Source organism: Sphaerisporangium sp. NPDC005288, assembly GCF_040607475.1.
Classification (GTDB): domain Bacteria; phylum Actinomycetota; class Actinomycetes; order Streptosporangiales; family Streptosporangiaceae; genus Sphaerisporangium; species Sphaerisporangium rhizosphaerae.
Map to the genome: position 1 here is coordinate 68006 of NZ_JBEXGT010000016.1, position 21004 is coordinate 89009.

At 71.9% G+C, this 21004-nt stretch carries 21 protein-coding genes; 13 read left to right on the plus strand and 8 right to left on the minus strand.

Going from position 1 to position 21004, the window contains the following annotated elements; genetic code table 11:
• Window positions 1-14 precede the first annotated feature (14 nt).
• From ABZU32_RS17160 to ABZU32_RS17185, 6 genes are all read right to left on the minus strand, one after another.
• Complete coding sequence (locus ABZU32_RS17160) at window positions 15-362, minus strand: helix-turn-helix transcriptional regulator (protein WP_354837737.1); 348 nt, start codon at window positions 360-362, stop codon at window positions 15-17.
• Between the two features lie 21 nt (window positions 363-383).
• Window positions 384-1565, minus strand: a complete 1182-nt coding sequence (gene dnaJ / locus ABZU32_RS17165) for a molecular chaperone DnaJ (protein WP_354837739.1) — start codon at window positions 1563-1565, stop codon at window positions 384-386.
• A gap of 35 nt (window positions 1566-1600) precedes the next feature.
• The gene (gene grpE, locus ABZU32_RS17170; protein ID WP_354923135.1) at window positions 1601-2251 is read right to left on the minus strand and encodes a nucleotide exchange factor GrpE; all 651 of its coding nucleotides are present in this window, start codon (window positions 2249-2251) and stop codon (window positions 1601-1603) included.
• Window positions 2248-4125: a molecular chaperone DnaK gene (gene dnaK, locus ABZU32_RS17175; protein WP_354837743.1), complete on the minus strand. Its 1878-nt coding sequence runs from the start codon at window positions 4123-4125 to the stop codon at window positions 2248-2250. The genes grpE and dnaK overlap by 4 nt, the downstream gene beginning before the upstream one ends.
• Before the next feature lie 199 nt (window positions 4126-4324).
• Window positions 4325-4786, minus strand: a complete 462-nt coding sequence (locus ABZU32_RS17180) for a hypothetical protein (protein WP_354923138.1) — start codon at window positions 4784-4786, stop codon at window positions 4325-4327.
• 152 nt (window positions 4787-4938) lie between these two features.
• Window positions 4939-6507, minus strand: a complete 1569-nt coding sequence (locus ABZU32_RS17185; RefSeq protein ID WP_354923141.1) for an alpha/beta hydrolase — start codon at window positions 6505-6507, stop codon at window positions 4939-4941.
• Window positions 6508-6726: 219 nt separating this feature from the next.
• On the opposite strand from ABZU32_RS17185, the gene ABZU32_RS17190 reads away from it, so the two are divergent.
• On the plus strand, window positions 6727-7653 hold the full coding sequence (locus ABZU32_RS17190; protein WP_354923144.1) for a proline dehydrogenase family protein: 927 nt from the start codon (window positions 6727-6729) through the stop codon (window positions 7651-7653).
• Window positions 7654-7693: 40 nt separating this feature from the next.
• Window positions 7694-8488 carry a pyrroline-5-carboxylate reductase gene (gene proC / locus ABZU32_RS17195; protein WP_354837751.1) on the plus strand — a complete coding sequence of 265 codons (795 nt, stop codon included), beginning with the start codon at window positions 7694-7696 and terminating at the stop codon, window positions 8486-8488.
• Window positions 8489-8620: 132 nt separating this feature from the next.
• On the opposite strand, the gene ABZU32_RS17200 is transcribed toward proC, so the two are convergent.
• A complete protein-coding gene (locus ABZU32_RS17200) occupies window positions 8621-8842 on the minus strand; it encodes an EF-hand domain-containing protein (RefSeq protein WP_354923147.1) in 222 nt (73 codons plus the stop codon).
• A 189-nt stretch (window positions 8843-9031) separates the two neighbouring features.
• Between ABZU32_RS17200 and ABZU32_RS17205 the strand changes: the two genes are divergently transcribed.
• The 10 genes from ABZU32_RS17205 to ABZU32_RS17250 all read left to right on the plus strand — a co-directional run bounded on the left by ABZU32_RS17205 (window position 9032) and on the right by ABZU32_RS17250 (window position 19289).
• Window positions 9032-10261 carry an MFS transporter gene (locus ABZU32_RS17205; protein WP_354923150.1) on the plus strand — a complete coding sequence of 410 codons (1230 nt, stop codon included), beginning with the start codon at window positions 9032-9034 and terminating at the stop codon, window positions 10259-10261.
• Between the two features lie 219 nt (window positions 10262-10480).
• Window positions 10481-11896, plus strand: coding sequence for an HlyD family efflux transporter periplasmic adaptor subunit (locus ABZU32_RS17210; protein WP_354923153.1), 1416 nt, complete (start codon window positions 10481-10483; stop codon window positions 11894-11896).
• On the plus strand, window positions 11893-12753 hold the full coding sequence (locus tag ABZU32_RS17215) for an ABC transporter ATP-binding protein (RefSeq protein ID WP_354923156.1): 861 nt from the start codon (window positions 11893-11895) through the stop codon (window positions 12751-12753). The genes ABZU32_RS17210 and ABZU32_RS17215 overlap by 4 nt, the downstream gene beginning before the upstream one ends.
• Entirely contained in the window at window positions 12750-13934 is a 1185-nt protein-coding gene (locus ABZU32_RS17220; protein ID WP_354923158.1) for an ABC transporter permease, read from the plus strand. The genes ABZU32_RS17215 and ABZU32_RS17220 overlap by 4 nt, the downstream gene beginning before the upstream one ends.
• A gap of 58 nt (window positions 13935-13992) precedes the next feature.
• Entirely contained in the window at window positions 13993-15156 is a 1164-nt protein-coding gene (locus ABZU32_RS17225; RefSeq protein ID WP_354923161.1) for an acetoin utilization protein AcuC, read from the plus strand.
• A 271-nt stretch (window positions 15157-15427) separates the two neighbouring features.
• Entirely contained in the window at window positions 15428-16225 is a 798-nt protein-coding gene (locus tag ABZU32_RS17230; RefSeq protein WP_354923164.1) for a phosphatase, read from the plus strand.
• Window positions 16226-16546: 321 nt separating this feature from the next.
• Window positions 16547-16750: a helix-turn-helix domain-containing protein gene (locus ABZU32_RS17235; RefSeq protein WP_030456159.1), complete on the plus strand. Its 204-nt coding sequence runs from the start codon at window positions 16547-16549 to the stop codon at window positions 16748-16750.
• Window positions 16751-17087: 337 nt separating this feature from the next.
• Entirely contained in the window at window positions 17088-17186 is a 99-nt protein-coding gene (locus ABZU32_RS17240) for an AURKAIP1/COX24 domain-containing protein (RefSeq protein WP_018654693.1), read from the plus strand.
• A gap of 112 nt (window positions 17187-17298) precedes the next feature.
• Window positions 17299-18339, plus strand: a complete 1041-nt coding sequence (locus ABZU32_RS17245; RefSeq protein WP_354837773.1) for an NAD-dependent epimerase/dehydratase family protein — start codon at window positions 17299-17301, stop codon at window positions 18337-18339.
• 11 nt (window positions 18340-18350) lie between these two features.
• Window positions 18351-19289, plus strand: a complete 939-nt coding sequence (locus tag ABZU32_RS17250) for a lysophospholipid acyltransferase family protein (protein ID WP_354923167.1) — start codon at window positions 18351-18353, stop codon at window positions 19287-19289.
• A 102-nt stretch (window positions 19290-19391) separates the two neighbouring features.
• Here ABZU32_RS17250 and ABZU32_RS17255 read toward each other — a convergent pair whose 3' ends face one another.
• Window positions 19392-20231, minus strand: a complete 840-nt coding sequence (locus ABZU32_RS17255) for an oxidoreductase (RefSeq protein WP_354923170.1) — start codon at window positions 20229-20231, stop codon at window positions 19392-19394.
• 140 nt (window positions 20232-20371) lie between these two features.
• On the opposite strand from ABZU32_RS17255, the gene ABZU32_RS17260 reads away from it, so the two are divergent.
• A complete protein-coding gene (locus tag ABZU32_RS17260) occupies window positions 20372-20917 on the plus strand; it encodes a helix-turn-helix domain-containing protein (RefSeq protein WP_354923173.1) in 546 nt (181 codons plus the stop codon).
• The last annotated feature ends 87 nt before the right edge of the window (window positions 20918-21004 follow it).

Consider the following 21004-nt stretch of genomic DNA (forward strand, 5'->3'; position numbering starts at 1 on the left):
GTGCGCTCTCCCGCTCACGCGGGAGGAAGCTGGTACTGGATCAGGGCGCGGATCATCGCCATCTCGCTCCTGAGACGGCCGAGCTCCTCGCGCATGCGGAGGTTCTCGGTCTCCAGGGCGAGGATGCGCTTGATGCCCGCGAGGTTGATGCCCTCCTCCTGGGACAGCCGCTGCACCTCGCGGAGCATCACGATGTCCCGGGTGGAGTACAGGCGGCCCCGCCCCGCCGTCCGGCCGGGACTGACCAGGCCGAGACGGTCGTACTGCCGGAGCGTCTGCGGGTGCAGCCCGGAAAGCTGAGCGGCCACCGAGATGACGTACACCGGAGTGTCGTCGGACAGGTCGAAGTAGTTGGCGTCCATCGGCGTCGCCTCCTTTCGGGGCTACTCGGTTCTCGCCTGTCTGAGCAGCTCGGCGCGGGGGTCCACGCCGTCGGAGACCGCGCGGAACTCCTCCAGCGCGTTTCTCTCCTTGTCGTCGAGGCGCTGGGGCACCACCACCTCGACAGTGGCCAGCAGATCACCCTTGGTGCCGTCCTTGCGGGTGACACCCCGGCCGCGCACGCGGAACGTGCGGCCGTTCGGGGTGCCCTCGGGGATGCGCAGTGTCACCGGCATGCCCTGGAGCACCGGCACCTTGATCTCGGCGCCGAGCGCCGCCTCGGCGAACGTCACCGGGACGGTGATGGTCAGGTTGTCGCCCGACCGGCCGAAGATGGCATGCGGTTTCACGTGAATCTGGACGTACAGATCGCCGGCCGGGCCGCCGTTCTCACCGGGCGCGCCCTTGCCCTTGAGGCGGATGCGCTGGCCGTCGGCCACCCCGGCGGGGATGCGCGCCTGGAGGGTGCGGGTGCTCTTGCCGCGGCCGCTGCCCTCGCACACGGGGCAGGGGTCGTCGACCAGCAGGCCGCGGCCCTTGCAGTCGCGGCACGGCTCGGAGAAGGCGAAGTTGCCGAGGTTGCGGCTGGCGGCGCCGGTGCCCTCACAGGTCGGACAGACCCGCGGGGTCGTGCCGGCCTTGGCGCCGGTACCGGTGCAGGCCGGGCACGCCGAGGAGCTGGTGAGCCGCAGGGCCACCGTGGTGCCGTCCACGGACTCCATGAACGACAGGGTGACCTCGGACTCGATGTCCTGCCCGCGGCGGGGACGGCTCGTGGTGGTGGTGGAGGTGCGCCCGCCACGGTTGAACAGACCGCCGAACAGGTCGCCGATGCGCTCGCCCGTGCCGCCGCCCTGCGCCGTGCCTCCGAAGAGGTCGCCGAACTCGAACGGGAACCCGCCGCCGCCGCGGGGGGCGCCGCCCCCCGCGTATCCGCCGAGACCGGACCCGAACAGCGTGCGCGCCTCGTCGTACTCCTTGCGGCGCTTGCTGTCGGACAGGACGTCGTAGGCCTCCGAGACCTGCTTGAACTTGGCCTCGGTCTCGGTGTTGCCCTGGTTGGCGTCCGGGTGGTACTTCCTGGCCAGTCTCCGGTACGCCTTCTTGATCTCTTCGGCGGTGGCGGTCTTCGACACACCAAGGACGGCGTAGTAGTCCTTCTCCAGGTAGTCCTTGGTGCTCATCTATCGCTTCCTTCGTGACCCAAAGGGATGATCGCTCAATTGTCCTCGGACTCGGCCGCCGCCGCGCCCGCTCCGTCCGTTTCGGAGGAGGTGCGCTCGGAGGACTCGGGCTCCTCCGGCTCGGCGACGGCCACCCTCGCCGGGCGCAGGACGCGCTCGCCGATGCGGTAGCCGGGCTGGAGGATCTCCACGCAGGTCGGCTCGGTGACCTCGGCCGAGTAGCTGTGCAGGAGCGCCTCGTGCACGGTCGGGTCGAACGGGTCGCCCTTGGCGCCGTAGGTCGAGAGCCCGAGCTTGCCGACGGCGCTCTCGAGCGCCTCGCTCACCTTGGCGAAGCCGCCGGTGAGCTCGCCGTGGTCGCGGGCCCTGCCGATGTCGTCGAGCACGGGCAGCATCTCGGTGAGCACGCTGGCCACCGCCTGCTCGCGGACCGTCACCCGGTCGCGCTCGACGCGCTTGCGGTAGTTGGAGTACTCGGCCTGGAGCCGCTGGAGGTCGGCCGTGCGCTCGGCGAGCTGCGCGGCCGCGCCCGCGTCCTGCGGGGCCGCCGCCTCGGGCGAGGCGGGGGAGGGCGTGTCGGCCGCCTTCCCCGCCCCCTGGCGCACCTCCCCCGTCTCGGGGTCGATGCGCCGGTTGTCGCGGATCACCAGGCCTTCGTGCTCGCTCCCAGAGTTCGGGGACGTCACGCGGCACCGCCCTCCCGCTTCGGCTCGTCGTCGACGATCTCGGCCTCGACGACGTCGTCGTCGGCCTTGGCGCCGCCGTCGGCGGCACCGGTGGCGCCGGCCCCGGGGGCCCCGCCCTCGGCGCCCTGCGACTGGGCGTAGATCGCCGAACCCATCTTCTGGCTGACGGTGGCGAGCTTCTCTGCGGCGGCGCGGATGGCGGCGGAGTCGCTGCCCTCCAGCGTCTTCTTCAGCTCGCTCAGCGCCTCCTCGACCTCGGTCTTGACCTCGGCCGGGACCTTCTCGTCGTTCTCGCGCAGGAACTTCTCGGTCTGGTAGGCCAGGCCGTCGGCGTTGTTGCGCGTCTCGGCGTCCTCGCGGCGCTTCTTGTCCTCCTCGGCGTAGGACTCGGCCTCGCGCATCATGCGCTCGATGTCGTCCTTCGGCAGCGCCGAGCCGCCGGTGATCGTCATCGACTGCTCCTTGCCGGTGCCGAGGTCCTTGGCGGAGACGTTGACGATGCCGTTGGCGTCGATGTCGAAGGTGACCTCGATCTGCGGGATGCCGCGCGGCGCCGGGGCGATGCCGGTCAGCTCGAAGGTGGCCAGCTTCTTGTTGTAGGCCGCGATCTCGCGCTCACCCTGGAAGACCTGGATCTGCACCGACGGCTGGTTGTCCTCGGCCGTGGTGAAGACCTCCGACCGCTTGGTCGGGATCGTGGTGTTCCGCTCGATGATCTTGGTGAAGATGCCGCCCTTGGTCTCGATGCCCAGGCTTAGCGGGGTCACGTCCAGCAGCAGGACGTCCTTGACCTCGCCCTTGAGCACGCCGGCCTGGAGCGCGGCGCCGATGGCGACGACCTCGTCGGGGTTGACGCCCTTGTTGGGCTCCTTGCCGCCGGTGAGCTCCTTGACCAGGTCGCTGACGGCGGGCATGCGGGTGGAGCCGCCGACGAGCACCACGTGGGCGATGTCGGAGACCTTGATGCCGGCGTCCTTGATGACCTGGTGGAACGGGCCCTTGCAGCGCTCGAGGAGGTCGGCGGTGATGCGCTGGAACTCCGAGCGGGTGAGCTTCTCCTCCAGGTGGAGGGGGCCCTCGGCCGAGGCGGTGATGTAGGGCAGGTTGATCGAGGTCTCGGTCTGCGACGACAGCTCGATCTTGGCCTTCTCGGCGGCCTCGCGCAGGCGCTGGAGCGCCATCTTGTCCTTGGACAGGTCGACGCCGTGGGCGTTCTTGAAGCGGGTCACCAGCTCGTCGACGACGCGCTGGTCCCAGTCGTCGCCGCCCAGGTGGTTGTCACCGCTGGTCGCCTTGACCTCGACGAAGCCGTGGCCGTCCTCCTGGCCGACGTCGAGCAGGGACACGTCGAAGGTGCCGCCGCCGAGGTCGAAGACCAGGATGGTCTGGTCCTTGTCCTTGTCGAGCCCGTACGCCAGAGCGGCGGAGGTGGGCTCGTTGATGATGCGCAGGACGTTGAGGCCCGCGATCGTGCCGGCCTCCTTGGTGGCCTGCCGCTGCGAGTCGTTGAAGTACGCGGGGACGGTGATCACCGCGTCGGTGATCTTCTCGCCGAGGTAGGCCTCGGCGTCCGTCTTGAGCTTCTGCAGGACGAAGGCGCTGATCTGCTGCGGGGAGAACTTCTTGCCGTCGATCTCGACGGACCAGTCGGAGCCCATCTCACGCTTGACCGAGCGGATGGTCCGGTCGACGTTGGTGACGGCCTGCCGCTTGGCCACCTCGCCGACGAGGACCTCTCCGTTCTTGGCGAAGGCCACGACCGACGGAGTCGTGCGCGAGCCCTGCGCGTTGGCGATGACGGTGGGCTCACCGCCCTCGAGGATCGAGACGACGGAGTTGGTCGTCCCAAGGTCGATACCTACCGCACGTGCCATGAGTACGTCCTTGTAGTCAAAGTTGAGTCCGTATGACTCAATCGTAATCCCGCTCGACCCTTTGTCAAGCGAGTTGAGTCTGCTGGGCTCAACCCTACGCGCCCCCTCACCTATTCCGCGCACACGGGGGCTCAGGAACGCGGACTTCTCGGACACGCTCCGGCCCGTCCCCGCCTCTTCCGGGTCTGCTGGGGAGTGATCAGCCCTTGGCGCCGTCGACGATCTCGCGGTGGCCGAGGGGCTTCTTCAGCTTGACGGTCGTGGATTTCTGGACCGCGATCTCGATGCACGCCGTGTTCTCGGCGCCGCGCGCCTGCCCCTCGTACAGGGTGATCGTCACGCTCTTCGCCGTCTCGCGCACGCCGACCCGGTCGAGCACCGAGCAGGGCTCCACGCCCGACCACCAGATCACGGTGAGCCGGCGTCCGTCCCGGGAGGGGCGCACCTTCTCCCAGCGGACCTTGCGCGGGTGCACCGTCGGTCCCTTGGGGCGCGTGGGGGAGGGCCCGGCCGCCGGGGCGGCCGGCGTGGTCACCTGCGCCGTGCCGGCCGGCGCCGACACGGCGTCGTCGGGGGAACCGCTCGCGCCGGTCGTGGGCGCCGGCGCGCCGCCGCACGCCGCCGCCAGGAACAGCCCCGCCGCCGCCAATGTGGTCCTCATCGTCCGCATACCCCTTCGACGTACTGGATCTCCCCGCGGTTCGGGCCGCGCATGCCCCGTCTCGACGCGCACGTCGAGGCGGGACGCGAAAGGACCCCCGGCCTGGGTGGCCGGGGGTCCTTCCGTTGGGGGGCTTCTGTGGTGCCTGCGGGTCAGCGCTCGCCGGGGGCCCAGTCGTCGTCGGCCGAGGTCGGCGCGGACCGCAGGGTCGTGGCCGCCGCCGGCGGGACCGGGTCGGGGAACGGCGCGCAGTGCGCGTCGGGGCCGGGCAGGCTCGCCGGCAGCGTGCCGTCGGTCAGGTACGCCTTCCAGATGTCGTCGATGCAGGCGTTGCCCCGGCCGGTGAGGCCGTGGTTGCCGCCGCCGTCCATGACGACCAGGCGCGAGGACGGGAAGCGCTTGTGCATCTCGACGCCGCCCTGGTACGGGGTGGCGGCGTCCTTGGTGTCCTGGAAGAACAGGGCGTTCTTGATGGCGCGGCCGTCGATGCGCGCCGGGTGGCCGCCGCGCACGGGCCACGACTGGCACTGCGCGTTGTACCAGGCGTTGCCCCAGGTCAGGAACGGAGCGGTGCGGTAGGACTCCCACCAGTCGCGGTGCCAGGTGCCCCAGTCGCGCGGCCAGCGGGCGTCGCTGCACTCCACGGCCGAGTAGACCGCGAAGCCGTTGTCGTCGCCGCTGCTGTCGCCGTAGGTGCCGTACGCCGCCACCAGCGGGGCGGTGTCACCGGCCACGTACTTGGACAGGGCGTTGGCCAGCAGCGGCCAGCGGCTCTTGAGGTAGCCGCCCGCGAGGTAGGTGTCGTCGAGCTCGTCCGGGCCGACCCTGCCCTCGGCGGGGGTGGCCTTGAGCTTGGCGCGGGTGGCGTAGAACGCCTTCTCCACGTCGGCGCCGTTCGTGCCGAGGTGGTAGGTGGCGTCGTACTTGGCGATCCAGGCGAAGAAGTCCTTGGCGCGGGCCTCGAAGGCGTGGTTCTGGTCGATGTTGGCGTCGTACCAGACCCGCTCGGGGTTGACGATGCTGTCCAGCACCAGGCGGCGCACCTTGGACGGGAACAGGGTGGCGTAGGTGGCGCCCAGGTAGGTGCCGTAGGAGTAGCCGACGTAGCTGATCTGCTTCTGGTCGAGGGCCTTGCGGATCTCGTCCATGTCCTTGGCGGCGTCCACCGTGGTCATGTGCCTCAGCAGCTCGCCGTGGGCGGCGTCACAGGCCTTGGAGTAGCCCTGCATCCGCTTCACCCACGCGGCCTCCTCGGCGAAGGTGGAGGGGATGTAGTCGGGGCGCACCGGGTCGAAGAAGTGCGGGTCGCAGCTCAGCGCCGGCTCGCTGGCGCCGACGCCCCGCGGGTCGAAGCCGATCAGGTCGTACTGCGCGGCCAGGGCGGCGCCGAGGCGGGTCTGCATCACGACGGGGTAGGCCCGGCCGCTGCCGCCGGGACCGCCGGGGTTGAACAGGATCGCGCCCTGGTAGTGGGCGGTGTCGGTCGCCTTCTTGCGGGTGACGGCGATCTTGACGGTCCTGCTCCACGGGCGGGAGTAGTCGAGCGGCACGGCGACCGTGGCGCACTCGATGCCTTCGGGCAGGTCCGCGCACTGTGCCCACTGGGGGGCGGGAGTCGTGTGGTCGGGCGCCTGCTGCGTCCCGGCCGTCGCGGGAGACGCGATCAGCGCTCCGCTCAGACCCAGGCCGGCTGTGGCCAGCGCTATGAGGATCTTCTTCAACGATCTACCCCTTCGACGCCGGCGGCTCCATCGTTGGAACCGACTTATGGCACCTTCGGGTAGATCATGCGTATAAAACGGTTATAAGACGACGGCTGTTTTCAGTTGGTTGTCAAACCGCAACATGCGGTCGCCTCCGGTGATCGGCGCCTGAACCGCCGTAGGGTGGGGAGGTCTTCCCCCATCAGCCGTCCAGTCGTCGTGCCGGGAAGGGTGCCGATGGTTTTGCGCCAGGTTCTGCTTGCTGCCTCGGGCAGCGACCGCGTGGAGAGCGTCGTCAGGAACGCCGGGGTCGTCCGGGCGCTGACAGACCGCTACGTGGCCGGGGACGGCCCCGAGGACGCCGCCTCGGTGGCGGCGGGGCTGGTCGCCGACGGCCTGCTGGTGACGCTGGACCATCTGGACGGGCGGGCGCGCGACTCCGGACGGGCCGCCCGCGCGGTCGAAGACTGGCTCACCCTGCTCGACGCGCTCGCCCGCCGCGGCGTCGCCAAGGGCGCCGACCTGTCGCTGCGGCTGTCGTCCCTCGGGCTCGGCCTCGACGACGACCTGGCACGCCGCAACGCCTCGCGGGTCTGCCAGGCCGCTCTCGACGTGGGCGCCACGGTGACGGTCGAGGCCGAGGAGCCGGCGATGGCGGAGGCCGCGCTGCGCGTCCACGCGGCGCTGTTCGACGAGCACCCCGCCACCGGCGTCACCGTCCTTTCGTCCCTGCGCCGCGCCGAGGAGCACTGCCGCGGGCTCGCCGACGGCCGCGTCCGGCTCCGCCGCGGTCACGCCGACGGCCCCGTCGCCGTCACCCACCGCGACGCCGCCGCCGTCGACCGGTCGTACGTGCGCTGCCTGAAGGCCCTCATGGCCGGCGAGGGCCGGCCGGTGGTCGCCACCCACGACCGGCGGCTCATCGAGGTCGCCTCGGCGCTCGCCGTGCTGAACGAGCGCGAGGGCGTCGAGTACGAGATGTCCTACGGCGTGCGGCCGGCCGAGCAGGCGCGGCTCGCCGCCCTCGGCACCCGCGTGCGCGTGCGCGTCCCCTACGGCGCCGACTGGTATCCGCATCTGGCCCGCCATCTGGCCCGCCGCCCGGCGAACCTCGCCCTGCTGGCCCGGTCCCTGGGACGGCAGCGACCGCGCGGGAGTCGGTAGGCTTCGAGCGTTCCCCGACTCCTACACGAGGTGCGCTGAGATGATCGCGATTCTCGGAACCGGCAAGATGGGCGAGGCCCTGCTGTCAGGGCTGCTGCGCGCCGGCGTCAAGCGGGACGAGATCGTGGCGACCGCCCGGCGCGAGGAGCGCGCCCAGGCGTTGCGCGAGCGCCACGGCGTGCGGGTCGTGTCCAACAGCGAGGCCGCCAAGATCGGCGAGACGCTGATCCTGGCGGTCAAGCCGCAGGACATGGCGGCCCTGCTCACCGAGATCGCCCCGCACGTCCCGGCCGGCAAGCTCGTGGTCACGGTGGCGGCCGGCATCACGACCTCCTTCGTCGAGTCGCGCCTCGGCGACGAGGTCCCGGTCGTGCGCGTGATGTCCAACACCCCCGTGCTGGTCGACGAGGCCATGAGCGTCATCTCGGCCGGCGCCCACGCCGCCGAGACGCACCTGCGGCACGCCGAGGACCTGCTGTCGCCGGTCGGCAAGGTGCTGCGCATCCCCGAGTCGCAGCAGGACGCCGCGACCGCGCTGTCCGGCAGCGGCCCGGCCTACTTCTTCTACCTGGTCGAGGCCATGGTGGACGCCGGCATCCTGCTCGGCATGCCCCGGGCGGCGGCGCTGGACATGGTCACCCAGTCGATCGTCGGCGCGGCCATCATGCTGCGCGACTCCGGAGAGCACCCGGTGATCCTTCGCGAGGCGGTCACCTCGCCCGGCGGCACCACCATCGCGGCCATCGCCGAACTCGAGCGCCACAGCGTCCGGGCGGCCTTCCTGGCGGCCATCGAGGCCGCCCGCGACCGCAGCCGCCAGCTCGCGGCCGGCTGACCCCGCCGCGGGCGCCGGGCGCCTCGCGCGCCCCGCCGCCCGCGCGGGCCGGTCGTCCCGGGCCGCTCACACGCCGGCCGCTCCGGCCCGGTCCTCTCCGGCCCGGTCCTCTCCGGGGCGGAGGTTCCCGGGTCAGTCGTTCTCGGGGACCAGCCGGAGGAACTCCTCGAAGGAGATGCGGCCGTCGCCGTCGGCGTCGGCCTCCCGCTCCAGCGCGCCCAGCGCCTCGGCGGGCAGGTGCGGGAAGTGCTGGAGGTACTCGGCGTCGGTGATGAACCCGTCGCCGTCGCTGTCGATGGACGCGAACCGCTCCTTGAGCCGGGCCCACCGGGGGTCCGCGGGTGTCGCCGTCAAGAGATCTGCCTCCGGGGCGAGAAGTTACCTGGTACGGCGAACACCCTAGTTCCGACATTCCGCCAATACGACTATGGACCACCCGCAAACCGTCGTGAGGCCCCACCGCGGGGGGCGGCGTAACCGTTAGGAAAGTTTGCTAATAGAGTGCCCGTGGCCGGTGGAAGGGGCGGCGGGCATGGGGGCACGATGACGGCGGCTGTGGACGGGCGGCCCGCCGGGCCCGCGGTGTGGACGCGCGATTTCCGGCTGTTCTTCACCGCGAGGTCGGTCTCGATGCTGGGCACGGCCATGGTGCCGGTCGCGATGGCGCTCGGCGTCCTGCGGGCCGGGTACGGGGCGAGCGGCATCGGCTACACGCTGGCCGCCTCGACGGTGCCGATGGCCGCGCTGGTGCTGTTCGGCGGGGTCTTCGCCGACCGCTTCACTCCGCGCCGCATGATGGTCGGCGCCGACCTCGCGCGCCTTGTGTCCCAGACCGTCACGGCGGTGCTCTTCCTCACCGGCACCCCCGCGTTGTGGCAGCTCATGGCCATCTCGGCGGTCAACGGCATCGCCGCCGCCATGTTCCAGCCGGGACTGGCGAGCCTGGTGCCGCGCATCGCCAGGGACGTCCAGCGCGCGGTGGCCACTCAGCGCACCTCCGAGTCGCTCATGCTCCTCATCGGCCCCTCGGTCGCCGGCCTGCTGGTCGCCTTCGCGGAGGTCGGCGTGGTCTTCCTGATCGACGCCGCCGGTTTCGGCGTCAGCGCGCTCTGCCTGGCCCTGCTGCGGCTGCGCGGGGCTCCCCCCGCGGCCCGGGAGGGGACGGTCTTCGGCAACCTCAAGGAGGGATGGCGGGAGTTCCGCTCCCGCACATGGATGTGGGGGGTGATCCTCGTCTGGGCGGTGATGGGCATCGCGGTCTTCGGGCCGGTGACCCCGCTCGGCGCCCTTCTCGTGAGCCAGGCCTACGACGCCACCGGCTTCGGCTTCGTCACCTCCGCCTACGGCGCCGGCACCATCATGGGCGGCGTCATCGCCATGCGCCTCAAACCCGCCCGGCCGCTGGCCGCCGGCGCGACGGCGCTGTTCCTGCTCGCCCTCCAGCCCCTGTCGATCACCCTCGGTCTCCCGCTGCCGGTGATGGCCGCCTGCCACCTCCTCGCGGGCACGGGGTCGGCCTTCTGGGGCGTCATGTGGATGACCAGCGTCCAGACGCAGGTGGCGCCGGAGGTGCTGAACCGCGTCCACGCCTACGAGGTGGCCGGCTCGGTCATGGCGATCCCGGTCGGCCAGGCCCTCAGCGGGCCGGCGGCCTCGCTGCTCGGCGCGGGCCAGGTGCTCACGATCTCCTCGGTCGTCGCCGTCTGCGGGTGCGTCCTGCTGCTGTCGGTGCCGGCGATCCGGCGCCTGCGCCGCGTCCTCGAGACCGCCTGAGCGGCCCTCGGAACCGCCTGAGCGGCCCTCGGAACCGCCTGAGCGCCCCGAGCCGCCCGAGCCGGTCCGCCGGTGCTGTCCGGGCCGCCTGAGCGGTAACGGGGACGCCTCGGCGGTACTCGGGCCCGCATGGCCGGTCCCGGGCCCGCCGGTACCGCCCGTCCCGGTGGGCGCGGGGGCCCAAGCCGGGCCGGGGATCTCCCTCCTACGATGGGCCGGGTGACGATCCGTCGCGGTATCCCCCCGCTTCTCATCGGTCTCACCCTGCTCGTCTCGGCCTGCACCCAGGACGAGACGCCCAAGGCGCAGATCGGCGAGGTCCGGCGCGCCCCCGTCAGCGAGGTCGTCGAGGCCCCCGGCACCGTCGGCGCCCGCGCCACGGCCACCCTGCGATCCCCGGCGGCCGGCACGGTCGCGAAGCTGTACGTCCGCGACGGCGACACGGTGGACAAGGGGGAGATCCTCGCCCGCATCAGCTCCCCGCAGGCGAAGGACCAGCTCGACCAGGCGCGCCGCGCCGAACGGCAGGCGTCCAGGCCGGTGCGGCTCGGCGGCGCGGCGCCGGCCCCGAGCATCCGGCTCGCCGGGCCGAACCTCACCGCCCCCCTCGACCGCGAGGTGGCGCGCGGGTTCGCCAGAGCCCGCGCCGCGGCCGGGAAGATCCAGGACAGGCGGGTGCGCGCGCAGCTCCTGGCCGCCGTCGCCGCCGCCGAGACCCAGCATCGCGCCCAGCGCGCGGCGCTCGACCAGATCACCCAGAGCCTCACCCGGTCGGTCAACCAGACGCTCTCCCAGGTCAGCGGCCAGATCGGCACGGGGCTCGGCGGGCTCGCCGCGTCGATGTCCTCCCTCCAAGCGGCGTCCAGGAGCCAGGCGAGGGCCGCGGTGAAGGTGGCGGGCGCGACGGTGAAGGGCCTGACGATCAAGGCGCCCTTCGACGGGGTGGTCACGCTGGGCGGGCCGTCCGGCGGCGGCGCCTCCGGCCTCGGCTCCCTGCTCGGCCAACTCCCGGCGGGCCTGTCCGGCCAGGCCGGAGCCGCCGCGGGCGCGTCCGGCGGCGGCGCGGCGGCCGCGGGCTCCGCGGGCCCGATCGCCGCCGGGGTGCCGGTCGCGGCGGGCGACGCCATCGCCACCGTGACCGACGTCTCGCGGCTGACGCTGTCCGCCGACGTGGACGAGACCGACGTGCTCCTGGTCACCCGCGGCGTGAAGGCGGAAGCCGAGCTGGACGCCGTCTCCGGGGCCACTTACCGGGCGAAGGTCGCCGGCGTGGGCGTGACGCCCAAGGAGGGCACCACCGGCGGGGTGAGCTACCCCGTGCGGCTCACCCTCGGCGAGGGCGTCTACGACGACGGCGGGCAGGCGCCGCCCCCCAAACCGGGCATGAGCGCCGTCGTCCGGCTGACCGTGCGCGAGTCGCCCGACGCGGTGGCGGTGCCCGCGGCGAGCGTCGTCACCAGTGGCAGGGACACCGTGGTGTGGGTCGTGCGCGCCGACGGCACGGCGGAGCGCAGGGTGGTCAAGCTGGGCGCCCAGGGCGACGCCCTGGTCGAGGTGGCCCGGGGCCTGACGCCGGGGGAGCGGGTCGTCGTCAAGGGCGCCGACACCGTGCGGCAGGACCAGAAGCTCACATGACGGCCGCGGGCCGGCCGCGGCCGGAGGACCGGCAGGCGCGGGACGCCGGAACGCCGGCCCCCGCCTTCGAGGCCGTCGACCTCACCCGCTCCTACAAGCTGGAGGGGGTGTCGGTGGACGCGCTGCGCGGGGTGAGCCTGCGCATCGACCACGGCGAGTTCGTCGCCATCGTCGGCCCGTCCGGATCGGGCAAGTCGACGCTCATGCACCTGCTCGGCTGCCTGGACCGGCCCACCTCGGGCACGTTGCGGGTGGACGGGGTGGAGGTGTCCACGCTGGACGACACCGGGCTCGCCGAGCTGCGCAACCAGGCCGTGGGCTTCGTGTTCCAGTCCTTCCACCTGCTCGGGCGCACCTCCGCGCTGGAGAACGTGGCCCTGCCCCTGGTGTACCGGGGGGTGGGCCGGGCCGAGCGCAGGGAGCGGGCCAGGCGGGCGTTGTCGGCCGTGGGGCTCGCGCACCGCCTGGACCACCGGCCCTCCCAGATGTCCGGCGGCGAGCAGCAGCGGGTGGCCATCGCCCGCGCCCTCGTGGGCGATCCCAAGGTGGTGCTGGCGGACGAGCCGACCGGGAACCTCGACTCCCGCAACGGCCGGGAGGTGATGGGCATCCTGGCCGACCTGAACTCCGAGCGGGGGGTGGCGGTGGTGCTGGTCACCCACGAGCGCGAGGTGGCCGACCTCGCCCGCCGCCGCGTCCACGTCCGCGACGGCGTCATCGAACGTGACGAACGGGACGCCCCGGCGTCGCCGCCCGGGCGCGCCGACCGGGACGGGGGGTCGGCTCGCCCTGAGGGCCCGGTTCGCGGGGGCGGCCCGGCCGCCGGTGACGGGCCGGTCCGGGGTGATCGGCCGTGAGGAGCGCCGAGGCGCTGCGCATGGCGCTGGAGGCGCTGCGGGTCAACCGGCTGCGCAGCGCGCTGACGATGTTCGGCGTCGTCATCGGCGTGTCGGCCGTGGTGATCCTGGTCGCCATCGGCACCGGCGCCAAGGAGGCGGTCGAGGGGGAGATCGCCGGGCTCGGTAGCAACATCATCCTCGTCGTGCCCGGCCAGGTGGGGCTCGGCGCGGCCCCCACCCAGAGCCGCCTGGACCTCGCCGACGTCGCCTACGTCCGCCGTGTGGTCGGCGACCCCGGCAAGGTCACCGTCGCGGTCAACTCCGGGGAGTCGGTGCGCGTGGGCCGCACCGAGGTCTTCGCCACCATCACCGGCACCGACGAGAACCTGCCGAACATCTTCGAACGCCCGCTGCGCCGGGGCAGGTACCTCAGCGGGACCGACGTGGACACCCGGCGGCGCGTCGCGGTGCTCGGCTCGGAGGTCGGGGCCAAGCTGTTCGGGGACCTCGACCCGATCGGCCGGCAGGTCACCATCGCCGGCGTGCGCTTCCGCGTCATCGGGCTGTACGAGCCGGTGGGCGCGACCTTCGGCGTGGCGCGGGACCAGGAGGTGCACATCCCGGTCACCACGGCGCAGCGCCTGATCGGCCTGTCGCGGATCAACGGCATCGCGGTCGGGGCCTCCGGCCCGGACGAGATCGAGCCGCTGCGGCAGCGCGTCCTGCGCGGGCTTGAGGGCCGCTACCCGGGCGAACGGTTCAGCGCGGTCACCCAGACGCAGCTCCTCGGCACCATCGGCAGCGTGCTCGGCATGCTGACCGGCGTCCTGGCCGCCATCGCCGGCATCTCGCTGCTGGTGGGCGGGGTCGGCGTCTCCAACATCATGCTGGTGAGCGTGCGGGAGCGCACGCGCGAGATCGGCCTGCGCAAGGCGCTCGGCGCCCGGCAGCGCGACGTGCTCGGGCAGTTCCTCATCGAGGCGGTGCTGCTCACCACGATCGGCGGCGTCATCGGCATCCTGATCGGCGTGGGCGGCTCCCTGCTGATCCAGGCGGTCTCGCCGGTGCCGACCGCGATCACCTGGTGGTCGGTGGCGCTGGCGTTCGGGGTCTCGGCGGGCGTCGGGGTCTTCTTCGGCGTCGCGCCCGCCCGCCGCGCGGCGCGGCTCGACCCGGTCATCGCCCTGCGCGCCGAATGAACCGATCCCTCGTGCGGTACGGTCGTTTCATGGGGTGGCGCGGAGAGCTGGTGATCGAATGAGCCGGTCCGTGCGGGTCGTCTGGGACGACAAGCTGATCTCCTACGACTTCGGGCCCGGGCATCCCCTGGCGCCGATCCGCGTCGAGCTGACGATGGCGCTGGCGCGCGACCTCGGGGTGCTGGACAAGGTCGAGATGGTGGGCTGCGCGCCGGCGACCGACGACGAGCTCGCCCTGGTGCACCGGCGCGACTACATCGAGGCGGTCAAGCGCGTCTCGGCGACCGGGCTGCCCGATCTGTCCTGCGGCCTCGGCACGGTCGACAACCCGGCCTTCGCCGGCGTGCACGAGGCGTCCGCGCTGATCACCGGCGCCTCCATCGAGGCGTGCCGGGCGGTGTGGACGGGAGCGGCCGAGCACGCGCTGAACATCGCCGGCGGGCTCCACCACGCGATGCCGGGCGCGGCCAGCGGCTTCTGCGTCTACAACGACCCGGCGGCGGGCATCGCCTGGATGCTGGAGCAGGGCGCGCGCCGCGTCGCTTACGTCGATGTGGACGTCCACCACGGCGACGGCGTCCAGGCGATCTTCTACGACGATCCGCGGGTGCTGACGATCAGCCTGCACGAGAGCCCGCGCACGCTGTTCCCCGGCACCGGCTTCCCCAGCGAGACCGGCGTCGACGGGACGGCCGTCAACGTCGCGCTCCCGGCCGGGTGCGGCGACGCGGGGTGGCTGCGCGCCTTCCACGCGGTCGTCCCGCCGCTGCTGCGCGAGTTCCAGCCCGACGTGCTGTTCAGCCAGCAGGGGTGCGACGGCCACGCGCTGGACCCGCTGGCTCATTTCATGCTCAGCCTGGACTGCCAGCGGCAGGCGTACGCCGCGCTGCACGCTCTGGCGCACGAGACGGCGGGCGGCCGGTGGGTGGCCACCGGCGGCGGAGGGTACGAGCTGGTCCAGGTGGTGCCGCGCGCGTGGAGCCACCTGATCGCCGAGGCGGCCGGGGAGCCGGTCGACCCGCAGACGGTCACTCCTGAGAGCTGGCGCGAGTACGTCGCGCTGCGCACGGGCGAGGTGCCGCCGCTGCACATGACCGACGGCCGCCGGCCCGACTACCACGACTTCTCGGCGGGGTACGACCCGGCCGACCCGGTGGACCGCGCGATCATGGCGACGCGCAAGGCCGTCTTCCCCCTCCACGGCCTCGATCCGATGCCCTGAGCGCGCCCGGTGGCCCGCCCGCGGAGCCGCAGGCGCAGACTAGGCAGAAGGGGCCGTGCCCGCTCTCCCCGCCACCGGCTCCCGAAGAAAACGGAATTTCGTCATTTGTCAGATGGTTACGATCGTGTGGGACCTGTCGATCGAGCGCTCCTGGCGATCCGCGCGGTGATCCGTCGTTCCACGGGGTGACCCAGCGCCGTGGTCCTGCCTGGTCGAGCCGCCGGCGTGACGCCGTGGACGCCGGCCGGCCGCTGAGCGCACGGAGATGATCATGCAGACCGCGAGCCCACCCACAAGGAGTGAGCTGACCCAGCACCTGGTGGACACGAAGATCGCCGGGAACATCGCGACCAGCCGGGAGAACAACCTCGACCACTACCGCTCCCTCGCCCTTGGTGACCCGTACTACATGTTCGGCCTCACTTTCGACAACGAGTGGACCTACCGGGACGTGCTCGCGCTCATGGCCAAGTCCGCGGGCGTGATCGACGATCCCGAGCACCGGGCGGGCCAGGACACCATCGACCCCGAGCGCACCGTCGACGCCCTCGAAGGGATGGCCGCGCGCATCGCAGCCGCGCTGCGCAAGCCCGACCCGCGCGTCATCATCGCCACCGGCCACCCCACCGGGATCATGACGATCCACCTCGCCCTCGCGCGCTTCGCCGCCGCGCGCGGCGCGACCCTGCTGACCCCGGCGGAGGGCCTGATGATCTCCAGCGGCGGTCTGGGCCGCAAGCGCCGCGTCGTGTACTTCGACGAGGTGGCCGTGCTGGCCGACGGGGGCGCGCTGGTGCACTCCCACGACCCGGCGCCGATGCAGGCGATGCTCGCCCGGCTCGACGGGGAGCGGCCCGACCTGGTGATCGCCGACCACGGGTGGGCGGGCGCGGCCGGCGAGGCGGGGGTCGAGACGGTCGGATTCGCCGACAGCAACGACCCCGGGCTGTTCGTCGGCGAGGCCGAGGGCAAGATCGCCGTCACCGTGCCGCTGGACGACAATGTGTTCCCCCGGCACTACGCTCCGTTGACCTCGTATCTGATCGCACGGGTCGAGAGTGACCTGTGAGGCGATCGACACCTATTCCGGTCTGTCCCTAACTTCCGTTTCGCGCGTGTATTGGGTCTGGCGCGTCGACCGTTTGCCAACTTTTTTGTGATCCCAAGCGACTCTAATGGGACACGGTTGGACCGAGTGACAGATCGAGATCAGGGCTCGGCCTGGCTGCTGGCCAGCGACTTCTCCCGTTCTGGTGGCAGGAGTCTCCGATCACTGATGGAATAGGGGGTTTGCGCGATCGGAGTCGCGTTCTACGCTGACAGCAGTACACGTGCGTGAGCAATGGCACCAGTGGGGATAACCCGGAAACACGTGCGGAAGAGGCGTCCGATGGGTGCAGGCGAAAGACCTCTCAGCGAGGTGAAGTTCCTGACGGTGGCAGAGGTCGCCACCGTCATGCGGGTGTCCAAGATGACGGTGTACCGGCTGGTTCACTCAGGCGAGTTACCGGCCATCCGGGTCGGGCGATCCTTCAGGGTGCCCGAGCAGGCGGTGCACGACTACCTCAGGGATGCGTTCATCGAAGCGGGTTGAATGGATCAGTGATGACATCACCGGTCGTTCGCCGAACTCGCTGATGTCGAACGCGGGGTCCGCGATGACGCGGACCTGACCGGAAGCGGGGTGGGCGGCCGGCCGCCCGCGTCGTCCGGTCGCCGGTCATTGACGTCCGGCGGCCACGCGGGTTCCCCCCAGGGAGCGATCGACCGCGAATCGCCGGTAGGCTGTTGGATCGGTGTGCGCCTTGGCGAGGCGCCGTCCCGTGGTTCAGGTGTGCCGTGCCTACGGCGCGTCCGGGCCGCGGGTGGTATGCGACCCCGCCCTCTCGCGCGCATTGATGTTGACCAACCTACCTTCACCTGGGGGTCCCGTGGGCTCTGTGATCAAGAAGCGTCGTAAGCGCATGGCGAAGAAGAAGCACCGCAAGCTTCTCAAGAAGACCCGCATCCAGCGGCGTAACAAGAAGTAGTAGCGCGGACCGACAACGCAGAGCGGCGGGCCGGGCGGGTCGATCTCACCATCGCCATCCCGGTGAGCCCGAGCCGAGCGCGACCACGAGCGAGTGATTCTGCGAGGCGGCGATGACACACACCGTGCTCGTCACGGGAGTCTCCCGGCACATCGGTGCCCGGGTGGCGAGCGTCCTCGCTGCCGACCCGGACATCGACCGGGTCATCGGAGTGGACACCGCGCCGCCGTCCTCGAAATCGCTGGGCGGCGGCGGCGTCGAGCTGGGCCGCACCGAGTTCGTCCGGGTTGATCTGCGCAGCCCGGACATCGCGCGTGTCATCGCGGCCGCGGACATCGACACCGTCGTGCACATGAGCCTGGTGAGCGCCCCGTCGGGCGCCGCCGGCCGCTCGTCGATGAAAGAGCACAACGTCATCGGCACCATGCAGCTGCTCGGCGCGTGCCAGCGGTCGGCGACGGTGCGGAAGGTCGTGGTGCGCTCGACCACGGCCGTCTACGGCTCGTCCCCGCACGACCCGGCGGTGTTCACCGAGGACACCGAACCGGTCGACGCCCCGATCCGCGGCTACGCCAAGGACGCCACCGAGGTGGAGTCCTACGTGCGCGGATTCGCCAGGCGGCGGCCCGACGTCTCGGTCTCGACGCTGCGCTTCGCCAACTTCATGGGCCCCGGCGTCGACTCGCCGCTGACCCGCTACTTCGAGCTGCCCGTGTTGCCGACGGTGTTCGGCTTCGACCCGCGCCTGCAGTTCGTCCACGAGGACGACGGCGTCGAGGTGCTGCGGCGCATGGCCCTGGAAGACCACCCCGGCACCTACAACGTCGCCGGTGACGGCATCATGCTCCTGTCACAGTGCGTGCGCAGGAGTGGCCGCCCGGCCCTCCCGGTGCTCTCCACCGCCTTCCGCGTCCTCGGCGACCTGGCGCGCGGCGCTGGGCGCGTCGAGTTCTCCCCAGAACAGCTCGGCCTGATGAGCTACGGGCGCGCCGTGGACGCCGGCCGGCTCGCCGCCGAGCTCGACTGGCGGCCCAAGTTCTCCACCGCGTCGGCGTTCGACGACTTCCTCCACTCGCGTGGCTTGTTTGGCGGTATGCCACTCACTGTGATCGACTGGCTGTCGACAGTGCTGGGTGGGGGTGCGCGACGGTGAAGAAGACAGAGATGCCGCATGACTTTCGTGATGAGGAGCCAGGAACAGCCCGGGTCATCCCCATCACCGCGGCGCGGCGCCGGGCCACCGACGGCGGCGCGGGTGCCGTCGAGGACCGCGTGGCCGCCCTGCTGGACTTCCTGCGCAGGCGCGTCGCCGGGGAGTACGAGGTCGACGAGTTCGGGTTCGATCCCGAACTGAACGACAAGGTGCTCCTTGAGCTGATCCGCCCGCTCTACCGCCACTGGTTCCGCGTCGAGACCACCGGCCTGGCCAACGTGCCCGGCGAGGCGGGCGCGCTCGTGGTCGCCAACCACTCGGGCACCGTCCCCGTCGACGCGCTGATGCTCCAGGTCGCACTGCACGACGAGCACCCCGCGCACCGCGCGCTGCGGCTGCTCGGCGCCGATCTGGTCTACCAGCTCCCCGTCCTCGGCCACCTGTCCCGCAAGTCCGGCCACACGCTCGCCTGCCCCGAGGACGCCGACCGGCTCATGCGCAAGGGCGAGCTGGTCGGGGTGTTCCCCGAAGGCTTCAAGGGCGTCGGCAAGCCGTTCTCCGAGCGGTACAAGCTCCAGCGTTTCGGGCGCGGCGGGTTCGTGGCCTCGGCGATCCGCGCCCAGGTGCCGATCATCCCGTGCGCCATCGTCGGCGCCGAGGAGATCTACCCCAAGATCGGCGACTTCCGTTCGCTCGCCCGGCTGCTCGGCCTGCCCTACATCCCGATCACGCCGCTGTTCCCCTGGCTCGGGCCGCTCGGGCTGCTGCCCCTGCCGTCCAAGTGGATGATCCAGTTCGGCGAGCCGGTGCGCACCGACGAGTACGACCCGGAGGAGGCCGAGGACCCGATGCTGGTCTTCAACCTCACCGACCAGGTCCGCGAACTCATCCAGCAGCAACTCAACCACCTACGCCTCCAACGAGGCCACGCCTTCCCCCCGTTCTTCTAGACGGTCCCCGGGTTCTCCCGGCCCGGTCGGAGCAGCCCACCGCGGGATGTTCAACTGCGGAGATTCCCGGCTCAGGTGCGGGCCGCTTGGTGGTGGCCGAGGTCAGGGGGTGGGTGGGTAGTCGGTGGAGGTGGTGAGGAAGGCCCACTTGCGGGCTTCGGCGGTTCGTTCGTCGGCGGAGCGCAGGGCGGAGGTCAGGGCGTCGGAGCCGAGCAGCAGGCGTCGCGGCGGCTCCTCGGCCTCGACGACGGCGATGATCGCCTGGGCCGCGCGGGCGGGGTCGCCCGGCTCGCTGCCGCTGTAGCGGGCGCGCATGCGCAGCCACTCGCCGATGGTCTGGTCGTAGTCCTCGCCGACGGGGGCCTGCGCGGTGGCGGCGCCGGCGTTCCAGTTCGTGCGGAAGCCGCCGGGCTCGACGATGGTCACCTTGACGCCGAGGGGCGCCACCTCGTTGGCCAGCACCTCCGAGAAGCCCTCGACGCCGAACTTGGCCGTCTGGTAGGCGCTGAGGCCGGGGCTGCCGCCCACGCGTCCGCCGATGGAGGAGATCTGGACGATGTGGCCGGAGCGCCGGCGTCGCATGAACGGCAGCACGGCCCTGGTCACGTTGACGACCCCGAACAGGTTGACCTCGATCTGGGCGCGGAACTCCTCCTCGGGGAACTCCTCGATGGCGGCGCTGGTGGCGTAGCCGGCGTTGTTGACCACGACGTCCAGCGAGCCGAACCGCTCGGCGGCCGCCTCCACCACGGCGCGGACGGCGGCGGGGTCGGTGACGTCCAGCGCGACGGGAAGCAGGCGTCCGTCGTGCCGCCGCGCGAGGTCGCCGAGCGCCTCGGGGGCGCGCGAGGTCGCCACCACCTGGTCGCCGTGCGCGAGCACGGCCTCGACCAGGTCGCGGCCGATGCCGCTCGAACCGCCGGTGACCAGCCAGGTCCTCATGATCCGTTCTCCTTCTGACGTGGGGCGACGCGTCGTCGCTTCGCCAACTGACACACTAACGTGACAGTAATGCCACTTTATGCCCCATCAACGAGTCGGAGAGAATGTGATGTGCCACACACGGGTAGAGTGGCGGAGTCATGAGAGCTGATGCCGCGCGCAACCTGGACGCGGTCCTGCGCACCGGCGCCCGCCTGCTGGCCGAGGACCCCTCGACCAGCATGGGCACGATCGCCGCCGAGGCCGGGGTCGACCGGCGCACCGTCTACCGGCGCTTCCCCACCCGTGAGGCCCTGCTCGCCGCCGTCTTCCAGGCCAAGCTCGACTCCGCGGAGCGCGTGCTGGACGAGGCCCGGCTGGTGGAGGCTCCGGTGGCGGTGGCGCTGCACCGCTACGTGGAGGGCATCGTCCCGGTGAGCCGCGAGTGGCCGGTGGACGTGCGCAAGATGATGCGCGCCGACCCGGCCGCGAGCGTCCGCAGACAGGCGCAGAGCGCGCGGCTCGACAGGTTCCTCCAGCGGGCGGCCGACGAGGGGCTGCTGCGCGGGGACGTGCCGGTCGCCTGGGCCCGCGCCACCCTGGACGACCTCGTCGACGCCGCCGCCCACCGGTTCCCCGAGCTGGAGCCGCCCCGGGCCGCCGATCTGGTCGTGGACACCCTGCTCAACGGCCTCGGCCGGCGATAGGACGGCCGCGGCGTCGAAAGCCGGCGGTGCGGGGGTCCCAAGCCGGCGTGCGGGGATCGAAGGCCGGCGGTCGCAGGGGCCGGACGT

Excerpts from the sequence above, each read along its gene's own strand:
- ABZU32_RS17160 (WP_354837737.1), bottom strand. The coding sequence starts at position 362 with ATGGACGCCAACTACTTCGACCTGTCCGACGACACTCCGGTGTACGTC.
- dnaJ (WP_354837739.1), bottom strand. The coding sequence starts at position 1,565 with ATGAGCACCAAGGACTACCTGGAGAAGGACTACTACGCCGTCCTTGGT.
- dnaK (WP_354837743.1), bottom strand. The coding sequence starts at position 4,125 with ATGGCACGTGCGGTAGGTATCGACCTTGGGACGACCAACTCCGTCGTC.
- ABZU32_RS17180 (WP_354923138.1), bottom strand. The coding sequence starts at position 4,786 with ATGAGGACCACATTGGCGGCGGCGGGGCTGTTCCTGGCGGCGGCGTGC.
- ABZU32_RS17190 (WP_354923144.1), top strand. The coding sequence starts at position 6,727 with ATGGTTTTGCGCCAGGTTCTGCTTGCTGCCTCGGGCAGCGACCGCGTG.
- proC (WP_354837751.1), top strand. The coding sequence starts at position 7,694 with ATGATCGCGATTCTCGGAACCGGCAAGATGGGCGAGGCCCTGCTGTCA.
- ABZU32_RS17205 (WP_354923150.1), top strand. The coding sequence starts at position 9,032 with ATGACGGCGGCTGTGGACGGGCGGCCCGCCGGGCCCGCGGTGTGGACG.
- ABZU32_RS17215 (WP_354923156.1), top strand. The coding sequence starts at position 11,893 with ATGACGGCCGCGGGCCGGCCGCGGCCGGAGGACCGGCAGGCGCGGGAC.
- ABZU32_RS17225 (WP_354923161.1), top strand. The coding sequence starts at position 13,993 with ATGAGCCGGTCCGTGCGGGTCGTCTGGGACGACAAGCTGATCTCCTAC.
- ABZU32_RS17230 (WP_354923164.1), top strand. The coding sequence starts at position 15,428 with ATGCAGACCGCGAGCCCACCCACAAGGAGTGAGCTGACCCAGCACCTG.
- ABZU32_RS17235 (WP_030456159.1), top strand. The coding sequence starts at position 16,547 with ATGGGTGCAGGCGAAAGACCTCTCAGCGAGGTGAAGTTCCTGACGGTG.
- ABZU32_RS17245 (WP_354837773.1), top strand. The coding sequence starts at position 17,299 with ATGACACACACCGTGCTCGTCACGGGAGTCTCCCGGCACATCGGTGCC.
- ABZU32_RS17250 (WP_354923167.1), top strand. The coding sequence starts at position 18,351 with ATGCCGCATGACTTTCGTGATGAGGAGCCAGGAACAGCCCGGGTCATC.
- ABZU32_RS17255 (WP_354923170.1), bottom strand. The coding sequence starts at position 20,231 with ATGAGGACCTGGCTGGTCACCGGCGGTTCGAGCGGCATCGGCCGCGAC.
- ABZU32_RS17260 (WP_354923173.1), top strand. The coding sequence starts at position 20,372 with ATGAGAGCTGATGCCGCGCGCAACCTGGACGCGGTCCTGCGCACCGGC.